The organism is Hydrogenophaga intermedia (assembly GCF_023715105.1).
GTDB lineage: Bacteria > Pseudomonadota > Gammaproteobacteria > Burkholderiales > Burkholderiaceae_C > Hydrogenophaga > Hydrogenophaga intermedia_A.
In genome coordinates, this window is sequence record NZ_JAMBNO010000007.1 from 186254 (window position 1) to 205586 (window position 19333).

14 protein-coding genes and 1 tRNA gene are annotated in these 19333 nt (G+C 65.5%); 14 read left to right on the plus strand and 1 reads right to left on the minus strand.

Annotated features, from left to right (window positions below; translation table 11 throughout):
• Nucleotides 1-213: 213 nt before the first annotated feature.
• The 14 genes from rplJ (at nt 214) to M3149_RS08720 (ending at nt 18642) form a co-directional block, all read left to right on the plus strand.
• Nucleotides 214-720 (plus strand): 50S ribosomal protein L10, encoded by a 507-nt coding sequence (rplJ, locus tag M3149_RS08655; RefSeq protein WP_251708900.1) that lies wholly within the window; start codon nt 214-216, stop codon nt 718-720.
• Nucleotides 721-766: 46 nt separating this feature from the next.
• Complete coding sequence (gene rplL, locus M3149_RS08660) at nt 767-1144, plus strand: 50S ribosomal protein L7/L12 (RefSeq protein ID WP_251708901.1); 378 nt, start codon at nt 767-769, stop codon at nt 1142-1144.
• A 250-nt stretch (nt 1145-1394) separates the two neighbouring features.
• Nucleotides 1395-5513, plus strand: a complete 4119-nt coding sequence (rpoB, locus tag M3149_RS08665) for a DNA-directed RNA polymerase subunit beta (RefSeq protein ID WP_251708902.1) — start codon at nt 1395-1397, stop codon at nt 5511-5513.
• A gap of 25 nt (nt 5514-5538) precedes the next feature.
• Entirely contained in the window at nt 5539-9753 is a 4215-nt protein-coding gene (gene rpoC / locus M3149_RS08670; protein ID WP_251708903.1) for a DNA-directed RNA polymerase subunit beta', read from the plus strand.
• A 123-nt stretch (nt 9754-9876) separates the two neighbouring features.
• Nucleotides 9877-10470: a LemA family protein gene (locus M3149_RS08675; protein ID WP_251708904.1), complete on the plus strand. Its 594-nt coding sequence runs from the start codon at nt 9877-9879 to the stop codon at nt 10468-10470.
• A 10-nt stretch (nt 10471-10480) separates the two neighbouring features.
• Nucleotides 10481-11500: a M48 family metalloprotease gene (locus M3149_RS08680; protein WP_251708905.1), complete on the plus strand. Its 1020-nt coding sequence runs from the start codon at nt 10481-10483 to the stop codon at nt 11498-11500.
• Nucleotides 11497-12864 (plus strand): 16S rRNA (cytosine(967)-C(5))-methyltransferase RsmB, encoded by a 1368-nt coding sequence (gene rsmB / locus M3149_RS08685; protein WP_251708906.1) that lies wholly within the window; start codon nt 11497-11499, stop codon nt 12862-12864. Before M3149_RS08680 ends, rsmB begins: the two co-directional genes overlap by 4 nt.
• Nucleotides 12865-12913: 49 nt before the next feature.
• Entirely contained in the window at nt 12914-13567 is a 654-nt protein-coding gene (locus tag M3149_RS08690; protein WP_251708907.1) for a DUF4390 domain-containing protein, read from the plus strand.
• Nucleotides 13568-13581: 14 nt separating this feature from the next.
• The gene (locus M3149_RS08695; protein WP_251708908.1) at nt 13582-15825 is read left to right on the plus strand and encodes a sensor histidine kinase; all 2244 of its coding nucleotides are present in this window, start codon (nt 13582-13584) and stop codon (nt 15823-15825) included.
• 27 nt (nt 15826-15852) lie between these two features.
• Nucleotides 15853-16572: a response regulator gene (locus tag M3149_RS08700; RefSeq protein WP_251708909.1), complete on the plus strand. Its 720-nt coding sequence runs from the start codon at nt 15853-15855 to the stop codon at nt 16570-16572.
• 41 nt (nt 16573-16613) lie between these two features.
• Nucleotides 16614-16689: transfer RNA gene (locus M3149_RS08705), tRNA-Phe, on the plus strand.
• 207 nt (nt 16690-16896) lie between these two features.
• On the plus strand, nt 16897-17670 hold the full coding sequence (locus M3149_RS08710) for a TIGR04255 family protein (RefSeq protein WP_251708910.1): 774 nt from the start codon (nt 16897-16899) through the stop codon (nt 17668-17670).
• A gap of 248 nt (nt 17671-17918) precedes the next feature.
• Entirely contained in the window at nt 17919-18167 is a 249-nt protein-coding gene (locus M3149_RS08715; protein WP_251708911.1) for a hypothetical protein, read from the plus strand.
• A 10-nt stretch (nt 18168-18177) separates the two neighbouring features.
• On the plus strand, nt 18178-18642 hold the full coding sequence (locus tag M3149_RS08720) for a hypothetical protein (protein ID WP_251708912.1): 465 nt from the start codon (nt 18178-18180) through the stop codon (nt 18640-18642).
• Nucleotides 18643-18853: 211 nt separating this feature from the next.
• Here M3149_RS08720 and M3149_RS08725 read toward each other — a convergent pair whose 3' ends face one another.
• Nucleotides 18854-19222, minus strand: a complete 369-nt coding sequence (locus M3149_RS08725; protein WP_251708913.1) for a hypothetical protein — start codon at nt 19220-19222, stop codon at nt 18854-18856.
• Nucleotides 19223-19333: the final 111 nt, after the last annotated feature.

Consider the following 19333-nt stretch of genomic DNA (forward strand, 5'->3'; position numbering starts at 1 on the left):
TGGTGGGTTCGTGGCGCACAGCGATGCGCGCCGCGAAGCCATCCAAGACCGTTGGTGTGGGCCGCTTGCGGCGCACTTAATTCCCCATCAGGGGGCCAACGCAGATGGCGATCCCGCCGCTGTAAGGAATCCAAGGGTTTCGGACATCGGTTGAATCGCTGCAATGAGGCGTGTGGACGGCGGCAACGCCCCCGCACATTGAAGGAGTGAACCTTGAGTCTGAATCGCAGTGAGAAAGAAGCGGTCATCACCGAAGTGACCGGCCTCGCCGCCAAAGCTCAAACCCTCGTGATGGCGGAATACCGCGGCATCACGGTCGCCTCCATGGATCAGCTGCGTGTGAACGCCCGCAAGAGCGGTGTGAGCCTGAGCGTGTTGAAAAACACCCTGGCCCGCCGTGCGGTCGCCGGCAGCTCGTTCGAGGTGGTGGCCGACAAGATGTCCGGTCCGCTCGTCTACGGCTTCTCCGAGGACCCCGTGGCCGCCGCGAAAGTGGTGGCCGATTTCGCGAAGACCAACGACAAGCTGGTCATTCGCGGCGGTGTCTATGCGGGCAAGGCGCTGGACGTCGAAGGTGTGAAGCAGCTCGCCAGCATCCCCTCGAAAGAGGTCCTGCTTGCGCAGCTCTGTGGCCTGCTCATGTCGCCGATCTCGCGCACCGCGGTGGTGCTCGGCGCGCTGGCCACGAAAAAAGGCGAAGGCGAAACCGCTGCCGCCTGATGGCCGCAGCGTCCCGCAAACATCAACCGATTGATAGGAAACCCAAATGGCATTCGATAAAGACGCATTTCTGACCGCCCTGGACAGCATGTCGGTCATGGAACTCAACGACCTGGTGAAAGCCATCGAAGAGAAGTTCGGCGTGAGCGCTGCTGCGATGGCCGCTCCGGCCGCCGCCGGTGGTGGTGGCGCCGCTGCCGCCGCTGAAGAGAAGACCGAGTTCAACGTCGTGCTGCTCGAGGCCGGCGCCAACAAGGTCGGCGTGATCAAGGCCGTGCGCGAGATCACCGGTCTGGGCCTGAAAGAAGCCAAAGACCTGGTCGACGGCGCGCCCAAGAACGTGAAAGAAGCGGTTGCCAAGGCCGACGCCGAAGCCGCCGTGAAGAAGCTGGTGGAAGCCGGCGCCAAGGCCGAGCTCAAGTAATCCGCTCGACCCCGCAGGCTGGAGCGCTCGAAAGGGCCTCCAGCCTTGTGTGCTTTCAGAGCACACCCGGAATTGCTGGTCTCCAGCCCTTCCGAGTGTCTTCTGACCCCGACTGCAGAAGACCACTTGGTTCGGGCTCGCGTGCAATGCGCGGGCCGTCCGCCATCGGTTGGTAGAGGCCAGCCACCAAGCTCGTCAGCGCCGTGCAACGCTGACCGACAGTCGCCAAGACCTCAAGCCCGGAGATCTCATGGCATCGAAGTACTCCTACACCGAACGCAAGCGCATCCGAAAGAGTTTCGGCACGCGCGAAAACGTGCTCACCATCCCTTATCTGCTGCAGATGCAGAAGGATGCCTACACCGCCTTCCTCCAGGCCGATACGCTGCCCAAGCAGCGCAGCAACGAAGGCTTGCAGGCCGCGTTCGAAGCCGCCTTCCCGATCGTCTCGCACAACGGCTTCGTCGAGATGAAGTTCGTCGAGTACAACCTGGCCAAGCCCGCGTTCGACGTGCGCGAGTGCCAGACGCGCGGCCTCACGTTTGCATCCGCCGTGCGCGCACGTGTGCAGCTCATCATCTACGACCGCGAGTCCTCCACGCCGCAAAGCAAGGTGGTCAAGGAGGTGAAGGAGCAAGAGGTCTACATGGGCGAAGTGCCGCTCATGACCGACAAGGGCTCGTTCATCATCAACGGCACCGAGCGTGTGATCGTCTCGCAGTTGCACCGCTCGCCGGGTGTCTTCTTCGAACACGACAAGGGCAAGACGCACAGCTCGGGCAAGCTGCTGTTCTCGGCCCGCATCATTCCCTACCGCGGCTCCTGGCTGGACTTCGAATTCGACCCGAAGGACGTGCTGTTCTTCCGCGTCGACCGCCGCCGCAAGATGCCGGTCACGATCCTGCTCAAGGCCATCGGCCTGACGCCGGAAGCCATCCTGGCCAACTTCTTCGTCAACGACCACTTCCGCGTCATGGACAGCGGCGCGCAGATGGCCTTCGTGCCCGAGCGCCTGCGTGGCGAGGTGGCGCGTTTTGACATCACCGACAAGTCGGGCAAGGTCGTTGTTGCCAAGGACAAGCGCATCACCGCACGCCACACGCGTGAGCTCGAGCAGTCGGGTACCACGCACATCAGCGTGCCGGAAGACTTCCTGATCGGCCGTGTGGTTGCCAAGAACATCGTGGACGCCGACAGCGGTGAAATCATCGCCAAGGCCAACGAGGAACTGACCGAAGCGCTGCTCAAGAAGCTGCGCGCCGCCGGCATCCAGGACCTGGCCTGCATCTACACCAACGAACTCGACCAGGGCGCCTACATCAGCCAGACCCTGCGCATCGACGAGACGGTGGACGAGTTCGCCGCCCGCGTGGCCATCTACCGCATGATGCGCCCTGGCGAGCCGCCGACCGAAGACGCCGTGCAGGCGCTGTTCCACCGCCTCTTCTACAACCCGGACACGTACGACCTGTCGCGCGTGGGCCGCATGAAGTTCAACGCCCGTGTCGGCCGCAACGAAGCGACCGGCCCGATGGTGCTGTCCAACGAAGACATCCTGGCCGTGGTCAAGATTCTGGTGGACCTGCGCAACGGCCGTGGCGAAGTCGACGACATCGACCACCTGGGCAACCGCCGCGTGCGCTGCGTGGGTGAGCTGGCCGAGAACCAGTACCGCACCGGTCTGGCGCGCATCGAGAAGGCCGTGAAGGAACGCCTCGGCCAGGCCGAGCAAGAGCCGCTGATGCCGCACGACCTGATCAACTCCAAGCCGATTTCCGCGGCCCTCAAGGAGTTCTTCGGTGCGTCGCAGCTGTCGCAGTTCATGGACCAGACCAACCCGCTGGCCGAGATCACGCACAAGCGCCGCGTCTCGGCCCTGGGCCCGGGCGGTCTGACGCGCGAGCGCGCCGGCTTCGAGGTGCGCGACGTGCACGTCACGCACTACGGCCGTGTCTGCCCGATCGAAACGCCGGAAGGCCCGAACATCGGCCTGATCAACTCGCTGGCGCTGTACGCACGCCTCAACGAGTACGGCTTCATCGAGACCCCGTACCGCCGCGTCGTGGACGGCAAGGTCACGAACCAGATCGACTACCTCTCCGCCATCGAAGAAGGCAAGTACGTCATCGCCCAGGCCAACGCCGCGCTCGACAAGGACGGCCGCCTGGTGGGAGAGCTGGTCTCTGCGCGCGAAAAGGGCGAATCCATTCTCACCGGCCCCGACACCATCCAGTACATGGACGTGTCGCCGGCGCAGATCGTCTCGGTGGCGGCTTCGCTCGTGCCCTTCCTGGAGCACGACGACGCCAACCGCGCGCTGATGGGTGCCAACATGTCGCGCCAGGCCGTGCCCGTGCTGCGTCCCGAGAAGCCTTTCGTGGGCACCGGCATCGAGCGCGTGGCCGCGATCGACTCCGGTACCGTGGTGACCGCCAACCGCGGCGGCGTGGTCGACTACGTCGATGCCACCCGCGTGGTGATCCGCGTCAACGACGAGGAAGCGGTGGCTGGTGAAGTCGGTGTGGACATCTACAACCTCATCAAGTACCAGCGCTCCAACCAGAACACCAACATCCACCAGCGCCCCATCGTCAAGAAGGGCGACAAGCTGGCCAAGGGTGACGTGATTGCGGACGGCGCCTCCACCGACCTCGGCGAGATCTCGATCGGCCAGAACATGCTGATCGCCTTCATGCCCTGGAACGGCTACAACTTCGAGGACTCGATCCTCATCAGCGAACGCGTGGTGGCCGACGACCGCTACACCAGCATCCACATCGAGGAGCTGGTGGTGATGGCGCGCGACACCAAGCTGGGCGCCGAAGAGATCACCCGCGACATCCCGAACCTGGCCGAGCAGCAGCTCAACCGCCTGGACGAGTCCGGCATCATCTACGTGGGCGCCGAAGTGCTGCCCGGCGACGTGCTGGTCGGCAAGGTCACGCCCAAGGGCGAGACCACGCTCACGCCCGAAGAGAAGCTGCTGCGTGCCATCTTCGGCGAGAAGGCGTCCGACGTGAAGGACACCTCGCTGCGCGTGGAGCAGGGCTCGCAGGGCACCGTGATCGACGTGCAGGTGTTCACCCGCGAAGGCATCCAGCGCGACAAGCGCGCCCAGCAGATCATCGACGATGAACTCAAGCGCTTCCGCCTCGACCTGAACGACCAGCTGCGCATCGTCGAGGCCGACGCCTTCGACCGCATCGAGAAGCTGTTGACGGGCAAGGTCGCCAACGGCGGCCCGAAGAAGCTGTCCAAGGGCACCACGATCGACAAGGCCTATCTCGCCGACGTCGAGAAGTACCACTGGTTCGACATCCGCCCCGCGGACGAGAACGTGGCCGCCCAGCTCGAGTCGATCAAGAACTCGATGGAGCAGACCCGCCACAGCTTCGACCTCGCCTTCGAAGAGAAGCGCAAGAAGCTCACGCAGGGTGACGAGCTGCCTGCTGGTGTGCTCAAGATGGTCAAGGTCTACCTGGCCGTCAAGCGCCGCCTGCAGCCTGGCGACAAGATGGCCGGCCGCCACGGCAACAAGGGCGTGGTCTCCAAGATCGTGCCCGTGGAAGACATGCCCTACATGGCCGACGGCACCCCCGCCGACGTGGTGCTCAACCCGCTGGGCGTGCCTTCGCGCATGAACGTGGGCCAGGTGCTCGAAGTCCACCTGGGCTGGGCCGCCAAGGGCCTGGGCCAGCGCATCGGTGACATGCTGCAACGCGAAGCCAAGGTGGCCGAGATCCGCCAGATGCTGGAAACCATCTTCAACCAGATGGGCAAGAAGGAAGACTTCGCCAGCCTGTCCGACGCCGACGTGGTCGAGATGGCCGAGAACCTGCAGCACGGCGTGCCGTTCGCGTCGCCCGTGTTCGACGGTGCCTCGGAAGACGAGATCCGCGCGATGCTCAAGCTCGCCTACCCCGACGACATCGCCGCCCTCAAGGGCCTGACCGAGACGCGCACCCAGGCGCAGCTCTACGACGGGCGCACCGGCGACGCCTTCGAGCGCAAGACCACCGTGGGCTACATGCACTTCCTCAAGCTGCACCACCTGGTCGACGACAAGATGCACGCCCGCTCCACCGGCCCGTACTCGCTCGTCACCCAGCAGCCGCTGGGCGGCAAGGCGCAGTTCGGTGGCCAGCGTTTCGGCGAGATGGAGGTGTGGGCGCTGGAAGCCTACGGCGCCTCCTACATCCTGCAGGAAATGCTCACCGTCAAGTCCGACGACGTGCAGGGCCGTACCAAGGTGTACGAATCCATCGTCAAGGGCGAGCACACCATCGACGCGGGCATGCCCGAGTCGTTCAACGTGCTGGTCAAAGAGATCCGCTCGCTCGGTATCGACATCGAACTCGAGCGTTCGTGATCCACTGAAGTAAAGGAAAGCTCACATGAAATCCTTGCTCGACCTGTTCAAGCAATTCACGCCCGACGAGCATTTCGATGCGATCCGCATCGGCCTGGCCTCGCCGGAGAAGATCCGCTCCTGGTCCTTCGGTGAAGTCAAGAAGCCCGAGACCATCAACTACCGCACGTTCAAGCCCGAGCGTGACGGCCTGTTCTGCGCCAAGATCTTCGGCCCCATCAAGGACTACGAGTGCCTGTGCGGCAAGTACAAGCGCCTGAAGCACCGCGGGGTGATCTGCGAGAAGTGCGGCGTTGAAGTCACGCAGACCAAGGTGCGCCGCGAGCGCATGGGTCACATCGATCTGGCCGCGCCCTGCGCGCACATCTGGTTCCTGAAGTCGCTGCCGTCGCGTCTGGGCCTGGTGCTCGACATGACGTTGCGCGACATCGAGCGCGTGCTGTACTTCGAAGCGTATGTCGTGACCGACCCCGGCATGACCCCGCTGAAGAAGTTCGGCATCATGTCCGAGGACGACTACGACGCCAAGCGCCGCGAGTACGGTGACGAATTCGTCGCCAAGATGGGCGCCGAGGGCATCAAGGAGCTGCTGGAGAACATCGACCTCGAAACCGAGATCGAGAAGCTGCGCAACGACCTGACCGGCTCGGAGCTCAAGATCAAGAAGAACGCCAAGCGCCTGAAGGTGCTCGAGGCCTTCAAGAAGTCCGGCATCAAGCCCGAGTGGATGGTGCTCGACGTGCTGCCGGTGCTGCCGCCGGACCTGCGCCCGCTCGTTCCCCTGGACGGCGGCCGCTTCGCGACCTCCGACCTGAACGATCTGTACCGCCGCGTCATCAACCGCAACTCGCGCCTCAAGCGCCTGCTCGAACTCAAGGCGCCCGAGATCATCGCGCGCAACGAGAAGCGCATGCTGCAGGAAGCCGTGGACAGCCTGCTGGACAACGGCCGCCGTGGCAAGGCCATGACGGGCGCCAACAAGCGCGCGCTCAAGTCGCTGGCCGACATGATCAAGGGCAAGAGCGGTCGCTTCCGCCAGAACCTGCTGGGCAAGCGCGTCGACTACTCGGGCCGTTCGGTCATCGTGGTGGGCCCGACGCTCAAGCTGCACCAGTGCGGCCTGCCCAAGCTGATGGCGCTGGAGCTGTTCAAGCCCTTCATCTTCTCGCGCCTCGAAGCCATGGGCATCGCGACGACGATCAAGGCCGCCAAGAAGGAAGTCGAATCCGGCACCCCCGTGGTGTGGGACATCCTCGAAGAGGTCATCAAGGAGCACCCGGTTCTGCTGAACCGCGCGCCCACGCTGCACCGCCTGGGCATCCAGGCCTTCGAGCCGATCCTGATCGAAGGCAAGGCGATCCAGCTGCACCCGCTGGTCTGCGCGGCCTTCAACGCCGACTTCGACGGCGACCAGATGGCCGTTCACGTGCCCCTGTCGGTGGAGGCCCAGCTGGAAGCCCGCACGCTGATGCTGGCCTCCAACAACGTGCTGTTCCCCGCCAACGGCGAGCCCTCCATCGTGCCCTCGCAGGACGTGGTGCTGGGCCTGTACTACGCCACGCGCGAGAAGATCAACGGCAAGGGTGAAGGCATGATCTTTGCCGACCTCGCCGAGCTGCATCGCGCGCTGGACAACGGCGTGGTGGAACTCACCGCGCGCGTGAGCGTGCGCCTGGTCGAATGGACCAAGGACAAAACCACCGGCGAGTTCGTCTCCAGCCTCAAGCTGGTCGACACCACCGTCGGCCGTGCGCTGCTGTCCGAGATCCTGCCCAAGGGCCTGCCGTTCTCGGTGCTCGACAAGCCGCTCAAGAAGAAGGAGATCTCGCGCCTCATCAACGCGAGCTTCCGCAAGTGCGGCCTGAAGGAGACCGTGGTCTTTGCCGACAAGCTGCTGCAGAACGGCTTCCGCCTGGCCACGCGCGCCGGCATCTCGATCGCCGTGGACGACATGCTCGTGCCCAAGGAGAAGAGCGGCATCATCGAGCGCGCCGAAGCCGAGGTGAAGGAGATCGCCCAGCAGTACGCCTCCGGTCTCGTGACCGCCGGCGAGCGCTACAACAAGGTGGTCGACATCTGGGGCAAGGCCGGTGACGAGATCTCCAAGGTCATGATGGCCCAGCTGGCCAAGCAAAAGACCACCGATCGCAGCGGCAAGGAAGTGGACCAGGAGTCGTTCAACTCCATCTACATGATGGCCGACTCGGGTGCCCGCGGCTCCGCGGCGCAGATCCGGCAGCTCGCCGGCATGCGCGGCCTGATGGCCAAGCCCGACGGCTCCATCATCGAGACCCCCATCACGGCGAACTTCCGTGAAGGCCTCAACGTACTGCAGTACTTCATCTCCACGCACGGCGCCCGCAAGGGTCTGGCCGACACGGCGCTGAAGACCGCGAACTCCGGCTACCTCACGCGCCGCCTGGTGGACGTGACGCAGGACCTGGTGGTCACCCACCCGGATTGCGGCACCTCCAACGGCACGCTGATGCGCGCCATCGTCGAGGGCGGTGAAGTCATCGAATCGCTGCGCGACCGCATCCTGGGTCGCACCACGGCCGAGGACGTGATCCACCCCGAGACGCGTGCCGTCGTGGTGCCCGCGGGCGAGATGCTGCACGAGGACTACCTCGACGAGATCGAAGCCGCCGGCGTCGACGAAGTCAAGGTGCGTACGGCACTGACCTGCGAAACCCGCTACGGCCTGTGCGCCAAGTGCTACGGCCGTGACCTCGGCCGCGGTGGCCTGGTCAACATCGGCGAAGCGGTGGGCGTGATCGCTGCGCAATCGATCGGTGAACCGGGCACGCAGCTGACGATGCGCACCTTCCACATCGGTGGTGCGGCTTCGCGTGCGGCGGTGGCTTCCAGCGTGGAAGCCAAGTCCGGCGGCGTGATCGGCTTCAACGCCACGATGCGCTACGTCTCCAACTCCAAGGGCGAGCTGGTGGTGATCGCGCGTTCGGGCGAGATCATCATCCAGGACGAACACGGCCGCGAGCGCGAGCGCCACAAGGTTCCTTATGGCGCCACGCTCACGATCAAGCCCGACCAGACCATCAAGGCGGGCACCATCCTCGCCAACTGGGACCCGCTGACCCGACCCATCATCACGGAATTCGCCGGCACGGTGAAGTTCGAGAACGTGGAAGAGGGCCTCACGGTGGCCAAGCAGGTCGACGACGTGACCGGTCTGTCCACCCTGGTGGTGATCGATCCCAAGCGCCGCGGCGCCACCAAGGTCGTGCGTCCGCAGGTCAAGCTGATCGACGCCGCCGGCAACGAGGTGAAGATCCCCGGCACCGACCATGCGGTGACGATCGGCTTCCAGGTCGGCGCCCTGATCCAGGTGCGCGACGGCCAGGACGTGGGCCCCGGCGAAGTGCTGGCCCGCATCCCGGTGGAAGGCCAGAAGACCCGCGACATCACGGGTGGTCTGCCGCGCGTGGCCGAGCTGTTCGAGGCGCGCTCGCCCAAGGACGCCGGCATCCTCGCCGAGATGACCGGTACCGTGTCCTTTGGCAAGGAGACCAAGGGCAAGATCCGCCTGCAGATCACCGACCCCGAGGGCAAGGTCTGGGAAGAGCTCATTCCCAAGGAGAAGAACATCCTGGTGCACGAAGGCCAGGTGGTCAACCGCGGCGAGAGCATCGTCGACGGCCCCGCCGATCCGCAGGACATCCTGCGCCTGCTGGGCATGGAAGAGCTCGCACGCTACATCGTCGATGAGGTGCAGGACGTCTACCGCTTGCAGGGTGTGAAGATCAACGACAAGCACATCGAGGTGATCGTTCGCCAGATGCTGCGCCGCGTCGTGGTCGAGAACCCGGGCGATTCGTCCTACATCGCCGGCGAGCAGGTCGAGCGTTCGGAGATCCTCAACACCAACGACGCGCTGCGCGCCGACGGCAAGATCCCCGCGACCTACAGCAACATCCTGCTGGGTATCACCAAGGCCTCGCTGTCGACCGACTCGTTCATCTCCGCCGCCTCCTTCCAGGAGACCACGCGCGTGCTGACCGAGGCGGCCATCATGGGCAAGCGCGACGAGCTGCGTGGCCTGAAGGAGAACGTCATCGTCGGTCGCCTGATCCCCGCAGGTACCGGCATGGCGTATCACGAGGCCCGCCGCGCCAAGGAGAAGATGGACGACGAAGAGCGTCGCGCCATCGCCGAGGCCGATGCGCTGTCGCTGGCGGCCGATCAGGCCGACGCGGCCGCGGCCGGCGAGACCGCCGAGTAAGCCTGCGCGTTCATCCGCGAGGCAAGGCCCCCGGTCGACAGACCGGGGGCCTTTGTTTTGGCGCCACCCCTTCGGGCTATATTGCCCGCGCGCCGTGGGCGCATCGAACGAGGAGCGAGAGTGATGAGCATCGTGCAATGGGGATTGCTGCTGCTGGCCCTGGTGGTCTTCTTCTGGGCCGTCGGGGCCTACAACCGGCTGGTGCGCCTGCGCAACGCGGTCGCCAACGCGTTTGCGCAGATCGACGTGCAACTCAAGCGCCGGCACGACCTGATTCCCAATCTTGTCGAAGTGGCGCGCAAGTACCTGCAGCACGAGGCGCAAACGCTGGAGGCCGTGATCGCTGCCCGCAACCACGCCCGCAGCGCCGAGCAGGCGGCGGTCACCGGGCCGCTCAGCGCCGCGCTGGTGGCCTCGCTGTCGGGTGCCGAACAAGCGCTGGGCGGCGCCTTGGGCAAGCTCATGGCCGTGGTGGAGGACTACCCCGAACTCAAGGCCGACGAGACCATGCGCGAGCTGAGCGAAGAGCTGTCCAGCACCGAGAACCGCCTCGGCTTTGCGCGCCAGGCCTTCAACGACCAGGTGCTGGAGTTCAACGACGCGGCGCAGGAGTTTCCGGCGCTCGTCATTGCGCGCCTGTTCGGCTTTGCGCCGCAGGCCATGCTGGAGGCCACCACCAGCGAGGCCGAGCGCGCCCCGGTGAAGGTCCAGTTCTGAGCCGGGCGCGATGCGCTTCTTTGAATCGCAGCGCGAAGCGCGCGCCCGCACCGCTCGCCTGCTGCTGGCCTTTGCGCTCACGGTCGCATTGCTCGTGCTGGCGGTCAATGCCGCGCTCGCGCTCGCCTGGTATCTCAGCTGGGGCCTCTGGTTTCCCGGGCCACTCACGTTTCCGCGCCACTTCTGGGCCGTCAACACCGGCGTCACCTTGCTCTTTGTGCTCGGCGGCTGGTGGGTCGAGACCTCGAGCCTCGCCCACGAGGGCGGGGCGCGGCTGGCCGAACGGCTGGGCGCGCGGCCCGCGCAGCCCTCGGGTCGCCCCGAGGAGCGGCGCTTCGTGAACATCGTCGACGAACTCGCCATCGCCGCCGGCCTGCCGCGCCCGGCCGCCATGGTGCTGGCGCGCGAGGAGGCCATCAACGCCTTCGCCGCCGGCTGGCAACCCGAACAAGCGGCCGTGGCCGTCACGCGCGGCGCGCTCGAACACCTCACGCGCGAGGAGCTGCAAGGCATGGTCGCGCACGAGCTTGGCCACATCGGCGAGGGCGACACCCGCCTGAACCTGCGCCTGGCCGGCATGGTGTTCGGGCTGGAGTGCGTGTACCGCCTGGGTCAGCGCCTGTGGCAGCCGGGCGAGCGGGGCCATCACGTCTGGGCCATCGCCGGGCTGTTGCTGATGACCGCGGGCTGGCTGGGTTGGCTCGCGGGCCACGCCTTGCAGGCGGCGGTGTCGCGCCAGCGCGAGTACCTGGCCGACGCGCGCGCCGTGCAATGGACGCGCAGCCGAGACGGCCTGGGCGGCGTGCTGCGCAAGGTGATGGCACAGCGCGAGGCTCACGTGGCCGCGCGCGCCGTCGGCTCGCCGCTGCAGCACCTGCTGCTGGTGGGCAACGAGCCCGGCCAGCTCGCCCATTGGCTCGACGCGCACCCGCCGCTGGCCGAGCGCGTGCGCCGCATCTATGGCCGGCCCATGGGCCCACTACCCCTGCCCCAGGCCACGCTTGGCGACCCAACGGTGACGCATTCATGAGCGCCACCGGGCATGGCATGGAGGCAAGCCGGGTGAGTACCGCCCACGCCCCCGCGCTCGCCGCGCAACTCGCCCACGTGGCGCGCGCCGTGCTGGCCGTGCGCCAGGGCCGTTCGCTGGGTGATGCGCTGGCGGCGGTGCCCGCGCCCCTGCGCGCCGGCGTGCAGGCGCTGGCCTTTCAGGCCCTGCGCCAGCTGGGCACCACCGAAGCCCTGGTGGCTCGCCTCGCCGACCGCGCACCCCCGCCGCCGCTGCGCGCCCTGATGTGCGCGGCGCTGGCCTTGCTGGTCGCGCCCGACACCCCAGGGGCGAGCTACCCCGCACACACCGTGGTCGACCAGGCCGTGCGCGTGGCGCGCGACGACCCGCGCTGGCAGCGCCAGGCCGGCTTCCTCAACGCCTGCCTGCGCCGCTACCTGCGCGAGGCCGAGACCTTGCACGCCCAGATCGCCCAGGACCCGGTGGCGCAATGGAACCACCCGCGTTGGTGGATCGATCGCCTGCGGCGCGAGCAACCCGAACACTGGCAGGCGATCCTGCGCGCCAACAACCGCCCCGGGCCGATGACGCTGCGCGTCAACCGCCGCCGCGCCACGCGCGAGGCGGTGGCAGCCGCTCTGGCGCAACAGGGCGTCGACAGCCGCGCCGTGGGCGATGACGGCCTCGAGCTCGCGCGCGCCCTGCCGGTGGAGCAACTGCCCGGTTTTGCCGACGGCTGGTGCTCGGTGCAGGACGAGGCCGCACAGCTGGCGGCGCCGCTGCTGCTGCAAGCCGGCTTCGATGGTGTGCGCCCACGCCTGCTCGACGCCTGCGCCGCGCCCGGTGGCAAGACCGCGCACCTGCTCGAACGTGCCGACGCCGACCTGCTGGCGCTGGACGTCGATGCGCAGCGCTGCGAGCGCGTGAGCGACAACCTCCAGCGCCTGGGCCTGCACGCCGAGGTGCGCTGTGCCGATGCCGCACACCCCGACACCTGGTGGGACGGACGGCTATTCGATGCCATCCTGCTCGACGCGCCCTGCACTGCATCGGGCATCGTGCGCCGCCACCCCGACGTGCGCTGGCTGCGCCGCGACAGCGACGTCGCCGCGCTGGCGCAGACCCAGCGCACGCTGCTCGACGCCCTGTGGCCGCTGCTGCGCCCGGGCGGCCGGCTGGTCTACGCCACCTGCTCCGTGTTCCGTGCCGAGGGCAGCGAACAGGCGCAAGCGTTCCTTCAGCGCCACACCGATGCCCGGCCAGCCCCTGCGCCGGGCCACCTGTTCCCGGGTCTCCCGGATACCGAGGGGGAGTTCAACGACAATCGTTCGGGTGGACCGGACGGCTTCTTCTACGCGTGCTTTGACAAGGCCCGCCCCCGCTGAGCAGGCCCGCCCGGGCCGCCGGGGCTGGGCGCGTGCGCTGCGTGTTGCGTTGCTTGGCCTCTTGCTGAGCCCGCTGCTGTCCTGGGCGCAGCCGCCCGAGTTGCGGCAGTTCCTGCTGCAGCGCACGCCCGAGGCGCTCTACCTCAATGCCCGCCTGGCTCTCACGCCCCACGGTGCCGTGCAGGACGCGCTCGTCAAGGGCGTGCCGCTCTACTTCGTGTGGGAAGCCAGCGTCTACCGGGAACGCTGGTACTGGACCGACAAGCGCGTGACCACGCAGCGCCGCGTGCTGCGCCTGGCCTACCAGCCGCTGACCCGCCTGTGGCGCGTGAGTGTGTCCACCGACGGCGCAGGCGCCTCCGGTGGCGCCGGGCTGCAGTACGCCTTGCACCAGAACCACGACACGCTGGAAGAAGCCCTTGCCGGCGTCGGGCATGTGGCCCGCTGGCGCCTGGCCGATGCGCGCCAGCTCGACGGTGGCGATGAGCACTACGTGGTGTTCGATTTCCGCCTCGACCTCACCCTGCTGCCACGGCCGTTCCAGATCGGCCTCGGCTCCCAGGCCGAATGGACCATGGCGCTCGAGCAGGAAATGCGCGTGCCCAATGCGGCCACGCCCGAACCGCCCGTGGAAGCCCGCGCAGGCGCCGAGCCGCGCGCACCCGAAACCGGCGCAGACGCCGCCGAACCCCCGGGGCGTTGACCCCGCCGCTGCGCGTGAACCCCTTGCAACCGCATTCGCCCAAGCCCGCCGCCGTGCGCTGGGCGGTGGTGGCCGGCCTCATCTTCATGACCGGCCTGGGCATGGTGCTGCTGTTCCTGCTCACCCTGGCCACGCGCAACAATGAGTTCTACGAACGCAACTTCGCGCTGCTGGTCTCCATCAACGTGGCGGCGGCTGCCGGGCTGGGCCTCGTCATTCTGTGGCTGGGCGTGCGCCTGGCGCTGCGCCTCAAGCGGGGCAAGTTCGGCAGCCGTTTGCTGGTCAAGCTCGCGGCCATCATCGGGCTGGTCGGCATCCTGCCTGGGCTGCTCATCTACACCGTGTCCTACCAGTTCGTGGCGCGCTCCATCGAAAGCTGGTTCGACGTGCGGGTGGAGACCGCGCTCACCGCCGGCCTGAACCTGGGGCGCACCACGCTCGACACCCTGACCGCCGACGCCGCCAGCAAGACGCGCATTGCCGCCGACGGCCTTTCCCGGCTGAGCAACAACAGCGCGGTGTTCGCGCTCGATCGCGTGCGCGAGCAGCTCAACGCGAGTGACGTCGTGCTCTTCAGCGGTTCGGGTCAGGCGCTGGGCAGTGCGGGCAGCTCGCGCTTCGACATCGCGCCCGAGCGGCCCGACCCGGCCACGCTGCGCAACGTGCGCGTCAACCGCGTGCTGGCGCAGATCGAAGGGCTGGAGGACGGCGACAGCGGCTCGCTGCAGGCCGCGCTGGCCGCCAGCCAGGCGCGCGTGAAGGTGCTGGCGCTGGTGAACGCGCCGAGCTTCTCGTTCGACACCGAGGCGCGCTACCTGCAGGTCATCGTGCCATTGCCTTCGACGCTGATCGTCGACGCGCTGGCGGTGCAAGCCGCCAACCGCGAATACCAGGAACGTGCCCTGGCGCGCGACGGCCTGCGCAGCATGTACATCGGCACGCTCACGCTCGCGCTGTTCCTGGCCGTGTTCGGCGCCGTTCTGCTGGCCGTGCTGCTGGGCAACCAGCTCATCCGCCCGCTCATCGTGCTGGCCGAGGGCATGCGCGAGGTGGCGGCGGGCAACCTCACGCCCAAGGCGGCGTTGCCCGCCAGGGACGAGCTCTCGGGCCTCACGCGCACCTTCGCCCACATGACGCAGGATCTGGCCGACGCGCGCGAGGCCGTGCAGACCAGCATGACCCAGGTGGACGCCGCGCGCGAGAACCTGCAGACCATTCTGGACAACCTCACCGCCGGCGTTGTGGTGTTCGACGAGCACAACCGGCTCGTCAGCGCCAACCCGGGGGCTGCACGCATCCTGCACGCGCCGCTCAACGTGCACCTGGGCGAGCCCATCACCGAAGTGCCCGGGCTCGAGGCGCTGGCCGGCGGGGTGCTGCAACAGTTCGACCGCTTCCTGGCCGAGGAGACGCCGCACGAAGGCGGCTACTGGCTGCAATCGTTCGAACTCAGCGCCGACGGCCAGTCGCCCTTCGACCAGACCATCACCCTCATCGCGCGCGGCGCGCTGCTGCCGCACAACGAGCGCCTGCTCGTGTTCGACGACGTTACCGAGGTGGTGTCGGCGCAGCGCGCCAAGGCCTGGGGCGAGGTCGCGCGCCGCCTCGCGCACGAGATCAAGAACCCGCTCACGCCCATCCAGCTCTCGGCCGAGCGCCTGGCCATGAAGCTCGACGGCAAGCTGCAACCCACCGAACAGGCGCTGCTCACCAAGTCCGTGCGCACCATCGGCGACCAGGTCGACGCCATGAAGCGCCTCGTCAACGAGTTCCGCGACTACGCGCGCCTGCCCGCCGCCCAGCTCACGCCGGTTGACCTCAACGCCGCCGTGCGCGACACCCTCGTGCTCTACGAGCACGCGGCGACGCCGGTGCGCTGCGAGCTGGCCGACGACCTGCCCAAGGTGCGCGCCGACGCCCAGCAGCTGCGCCAGCTCATCCACAACCTGGTGCAGAACGCGCAAGACGCCATGGCCGGCCAGCCCGGCGCCGAGGTGCTGCTGCGCACCCGCCGCTCCGACAGCGGGCAGTGGGTGCGCCTGGTCGTCATCGACAGCGGGCCCGGCTTTGCCGAGAACATCCTCAAGCGCGCCTTCGAGCCCTACGTCACCACCAAGGCCAAAGGCACCGGCCTGGGCCTGGCGGTGGTCAAGAAAATCATGGACGAGCACGGCGGCCGCGTCGATCTCACCAATCGGATGACGGAAGGGCGCGTCATCGGCGCGCAAGTGTCGCTATCATTCGCAGTTGCAAATTGACAACAAGCACCGAGGGACTCCGCACGCATGGCAACGATTCTGGTGGTTGACGACGAACTCGGCATTCGGGACCTGCTGTCCGAAATCCTCAACGACGAAGGCCACACCGTCGAGCTCGCGGAAAACGCGGCCCAGGCGCGCAGCGTGCGCCAGCAACTGCGGCCCGATCTCGTGCTGCTCGACATCTGGATGCCCGACACCGACGGCGTCACGCTGCTCAAGGAGTGGTCGAGCACCGGGCAACTCACCATGCCGGTGATCATGATGAGCGGCCACGCCACCATCGACACCGCCGTCGAAGCCACGCGCATCGGCGCCAGCGCCTTCCTCGAAAAGCCCATCACCCTGCAAAAGCTGCTCAAGGCGGTCGACCAGGGCCTGAACAAGGCGTCCACCAAGGCCGAGCCCCTGCTCATGCCCGCCCGGGTGGGCAGCAGCATGGAATTCACGGTCGAAGAGGCCATGACCACGCATCAGGTCGCCAACGGCGTCTCGCACGTCAACGGCAACGGTCTGCCCACCATGTCGCTGGGGCCCCAGCCGCAGCAGACCTTCAACCTCGACAGCCCGCTGCGCGAAGCGCGCGACGAATTCGAGAAGGCCTACTTCGAATACCACCTCGCCAAGGAGGCCGGCTCCATGACCCGCGTGGCCGAGAAGACCGGCCTCGAACGCACCCACCTCTACCGCAAGCTCAAGCAGCTCGGCGTCGACCTCGCTCGCGCCAAACGCGGCCAGTTCGGCTGAAGTCGGGCCCTGGCAAGCTGCTATACTCGTCGTCTTTCCAAGGCCCGGTAGCTCAGTTGGTAGAGCAGCGGATTGAAAATCCGCGTGTCGGTGGTTCGATTCCGCCCCAGGCCACCAGATTGCAAGCGCCCCAGCGCCCGTTCAGGGTTCTGGGGCGTTTCTACTATTTCGACCTTACTTCTACAAAAACTGTATGCTTGTGAGCTGGTCCGATATCAGTTCGGCGCTGACTGTCTGAAGCGCTTGGATCAGCCGGTATAGTGCGGCTCGGTTGTTCGAGTAGCAGAACAGAGGAGCGAGATGCGAAGCAGCGGGCGTGCGGCAGTGAAGTTTGATCGTCCTCCGGTTATCGAAGTCGTCTGCGGCGTCAGCTTCTCCATACCGAAACCGATCAAGACCGCCCACATTGGCTTGTATTGGTCGAAGGTTTCAGACGACTTCCCGCGCTGTGAAGACGCTGCGCCGATTGCATTGGTCATAGAAGGCCAAGGCGTGCCTGACTCAGCCGATCTCAACCTCCAGGTCGAGCCCGTGGACTTACCACCGCTCCGACGAACATGGCTGGTAAGCGAACCTGGAACGCATCTGATCCAACTTCAAGAGGACCGATTTCTATACAACTGGAAGCGGGACAGCACTGAAGCAACCTATCCTAGCTACCCGAACGTGATCGCTGAGTTCCGCCGTCAGTGGGCTCGATACCGTGAGTTTCTTTGCAAGGAAGTGGCCGAGCCTACCCTCACTCAGTTGGAGATGACCTACTGGAATTTCTGGGAAGGTGGTCCTGAGTACCTTCGAGATTTAACTTGGCAGGAACCAAAAAGTAGGTTCCTCCCTGCAGCGGACGCCATAAATTTCCGCAGCTTGTACAGCCTGCCCGATGGTGCTGGGCGTATGCATGTGGTCGCTTCAACGGCACGTCATGCGAAATCAGGTAAGAAGGGCATGCGTTTTGAACTAACAGCTCGGGGAGCCCCCAAGGATTTGAGTCAAAGCGGCATTGATAGTTGGTTCGATTTGGCCCATGAGTGGATCACTCAGGGCTTTGCGGACTTGATTACTGATGAAGCTAGTCAGTTGTGGGGGAGGACTGCATAGTGGATATTTGTATCGGAAGCAACACTAGCGCTACGGATGATCTTTTCGCAGGCAGCATGTGGGGGGAACTGCTTGAAATCTCGGCTAGCAAGTTAATGAGGCGTGAGCCTAGGGCCGTGCGCAGAGACTCGAGTGCGCTACCAGGTGTCGCCATTACCCCCGAGATAGTTGCCGATGAAGCTGATCGAAGGGTCCTTGCATTGGTCCTGAGCCGTTTTGTTGCGGAGGGATACGTGTCAAGAAGTTCAATGCGTGCGGCACAGGGCTTTATCAATGCGCTGCCACGTGGGCGCACATTGCCTAAATTGGCACCTGATGGCGAAGGTGGGGTAGTGCTTGCATGGGAGGTTCCGAATCGTGGGCGTACTCTGATAACGATTGCTGACTGGGAAGCGTATGCGGTATCTGATGCCGGTACAAAGCAGGCGCAGTATTTCGACGATATGCCAATTGATGGAATCATTCCGGACAGTCTCTTGTCAGTGATTCCTGCCTGATACTTTTTGTATGGTGGAGGAGATCCCTTCCGACGATCAAGTTAGCAGGCATGTGGATTCCCCGGATAAGTGGAATCCGGACGAGAAGCGCTTCGTTGATGACCGCCTGTTTATGTTCAAGAGCCCAGATGAAGTTGAGTCTGTGGTGTGGCGTAAATACGCGGTGCACATAGACGATGTCCACACACTTGGTTGCAGGCGGCAGGGTGATCGACGTCAGTACAGGCCGAACTGGACGTATGAGGGTGCAATAACTGCGCTTGTTCGAAACATCAGATCGATTGCGACGCAATACGGAGATAGGTTCGAGGTTGTTCATGCCCCGGACGAAGGCGTGCATCATGCGCATATTGAATACCGCCTCGCAGAAACAAAGCAATACATCAAGCAGCGCAAACTCGATTTGAAGGAGTATTTGCGTCGCCAGTTTGGCGATCTGGACTTGCACGAGTGTCCAGATCGTCCGGCTATCTAAGTGGTTTAACTCGCTCTCCAATTCGTGATCGAACGTACTGTTCGGTCATGTCGCGATTCTTGTGCGCTAGCAGCTTTTGCGAATGCGCTAGGTCGCCTGTGTCGGTGGCAGCCTTGGCTCGTATATCCCGGAACTGAAAGCGCACCTTCGCCGCCGCGCGTGCTTTGTCGAAGCGTGAGCGCAGCGCAAACACACTGAGGGGCTGCCCCTTCTAGCCCTGGATCAGGTAGGCGCTGATCGCCTGGCGCGGTCGGGCGTTGATTCTGTCGATGACTGCCGCCAGTTCGCCTGTGATCTCGATTCCGAGTCGGGCTCCCGTCTTGTTCTGCACGATCCAGAGTGCACCGTCTCGAATGTCGCTGCGCTTGATCTTGAGCACGTCCGCGGGACGTTGACCGGTGAGCAGCGCAAGGTCCATGGCGTCGGCCACGGTGAAGTGCGCGTGGGCCTTCACTCGCTCGAACTCATCGTCAGTGACATAGCGGTCACGTCCGGTTTCCTTGAAGCCCTTCACACCCTGGCAGGGGTTCGGTGCGGTGGTGTAGCCCCACTCCCGGGCCTTGTGTAAGCGTGGCCTCAAGGCCCTTGTTGCCGGGCCGAGGGGAGCAGGTCAGCATGCGTCCATATGCAAGACAGTGGACATACCCCTGAGTGGAGCGGCCCGAAGGTTGAGCGCACCCTTCGCAACGGC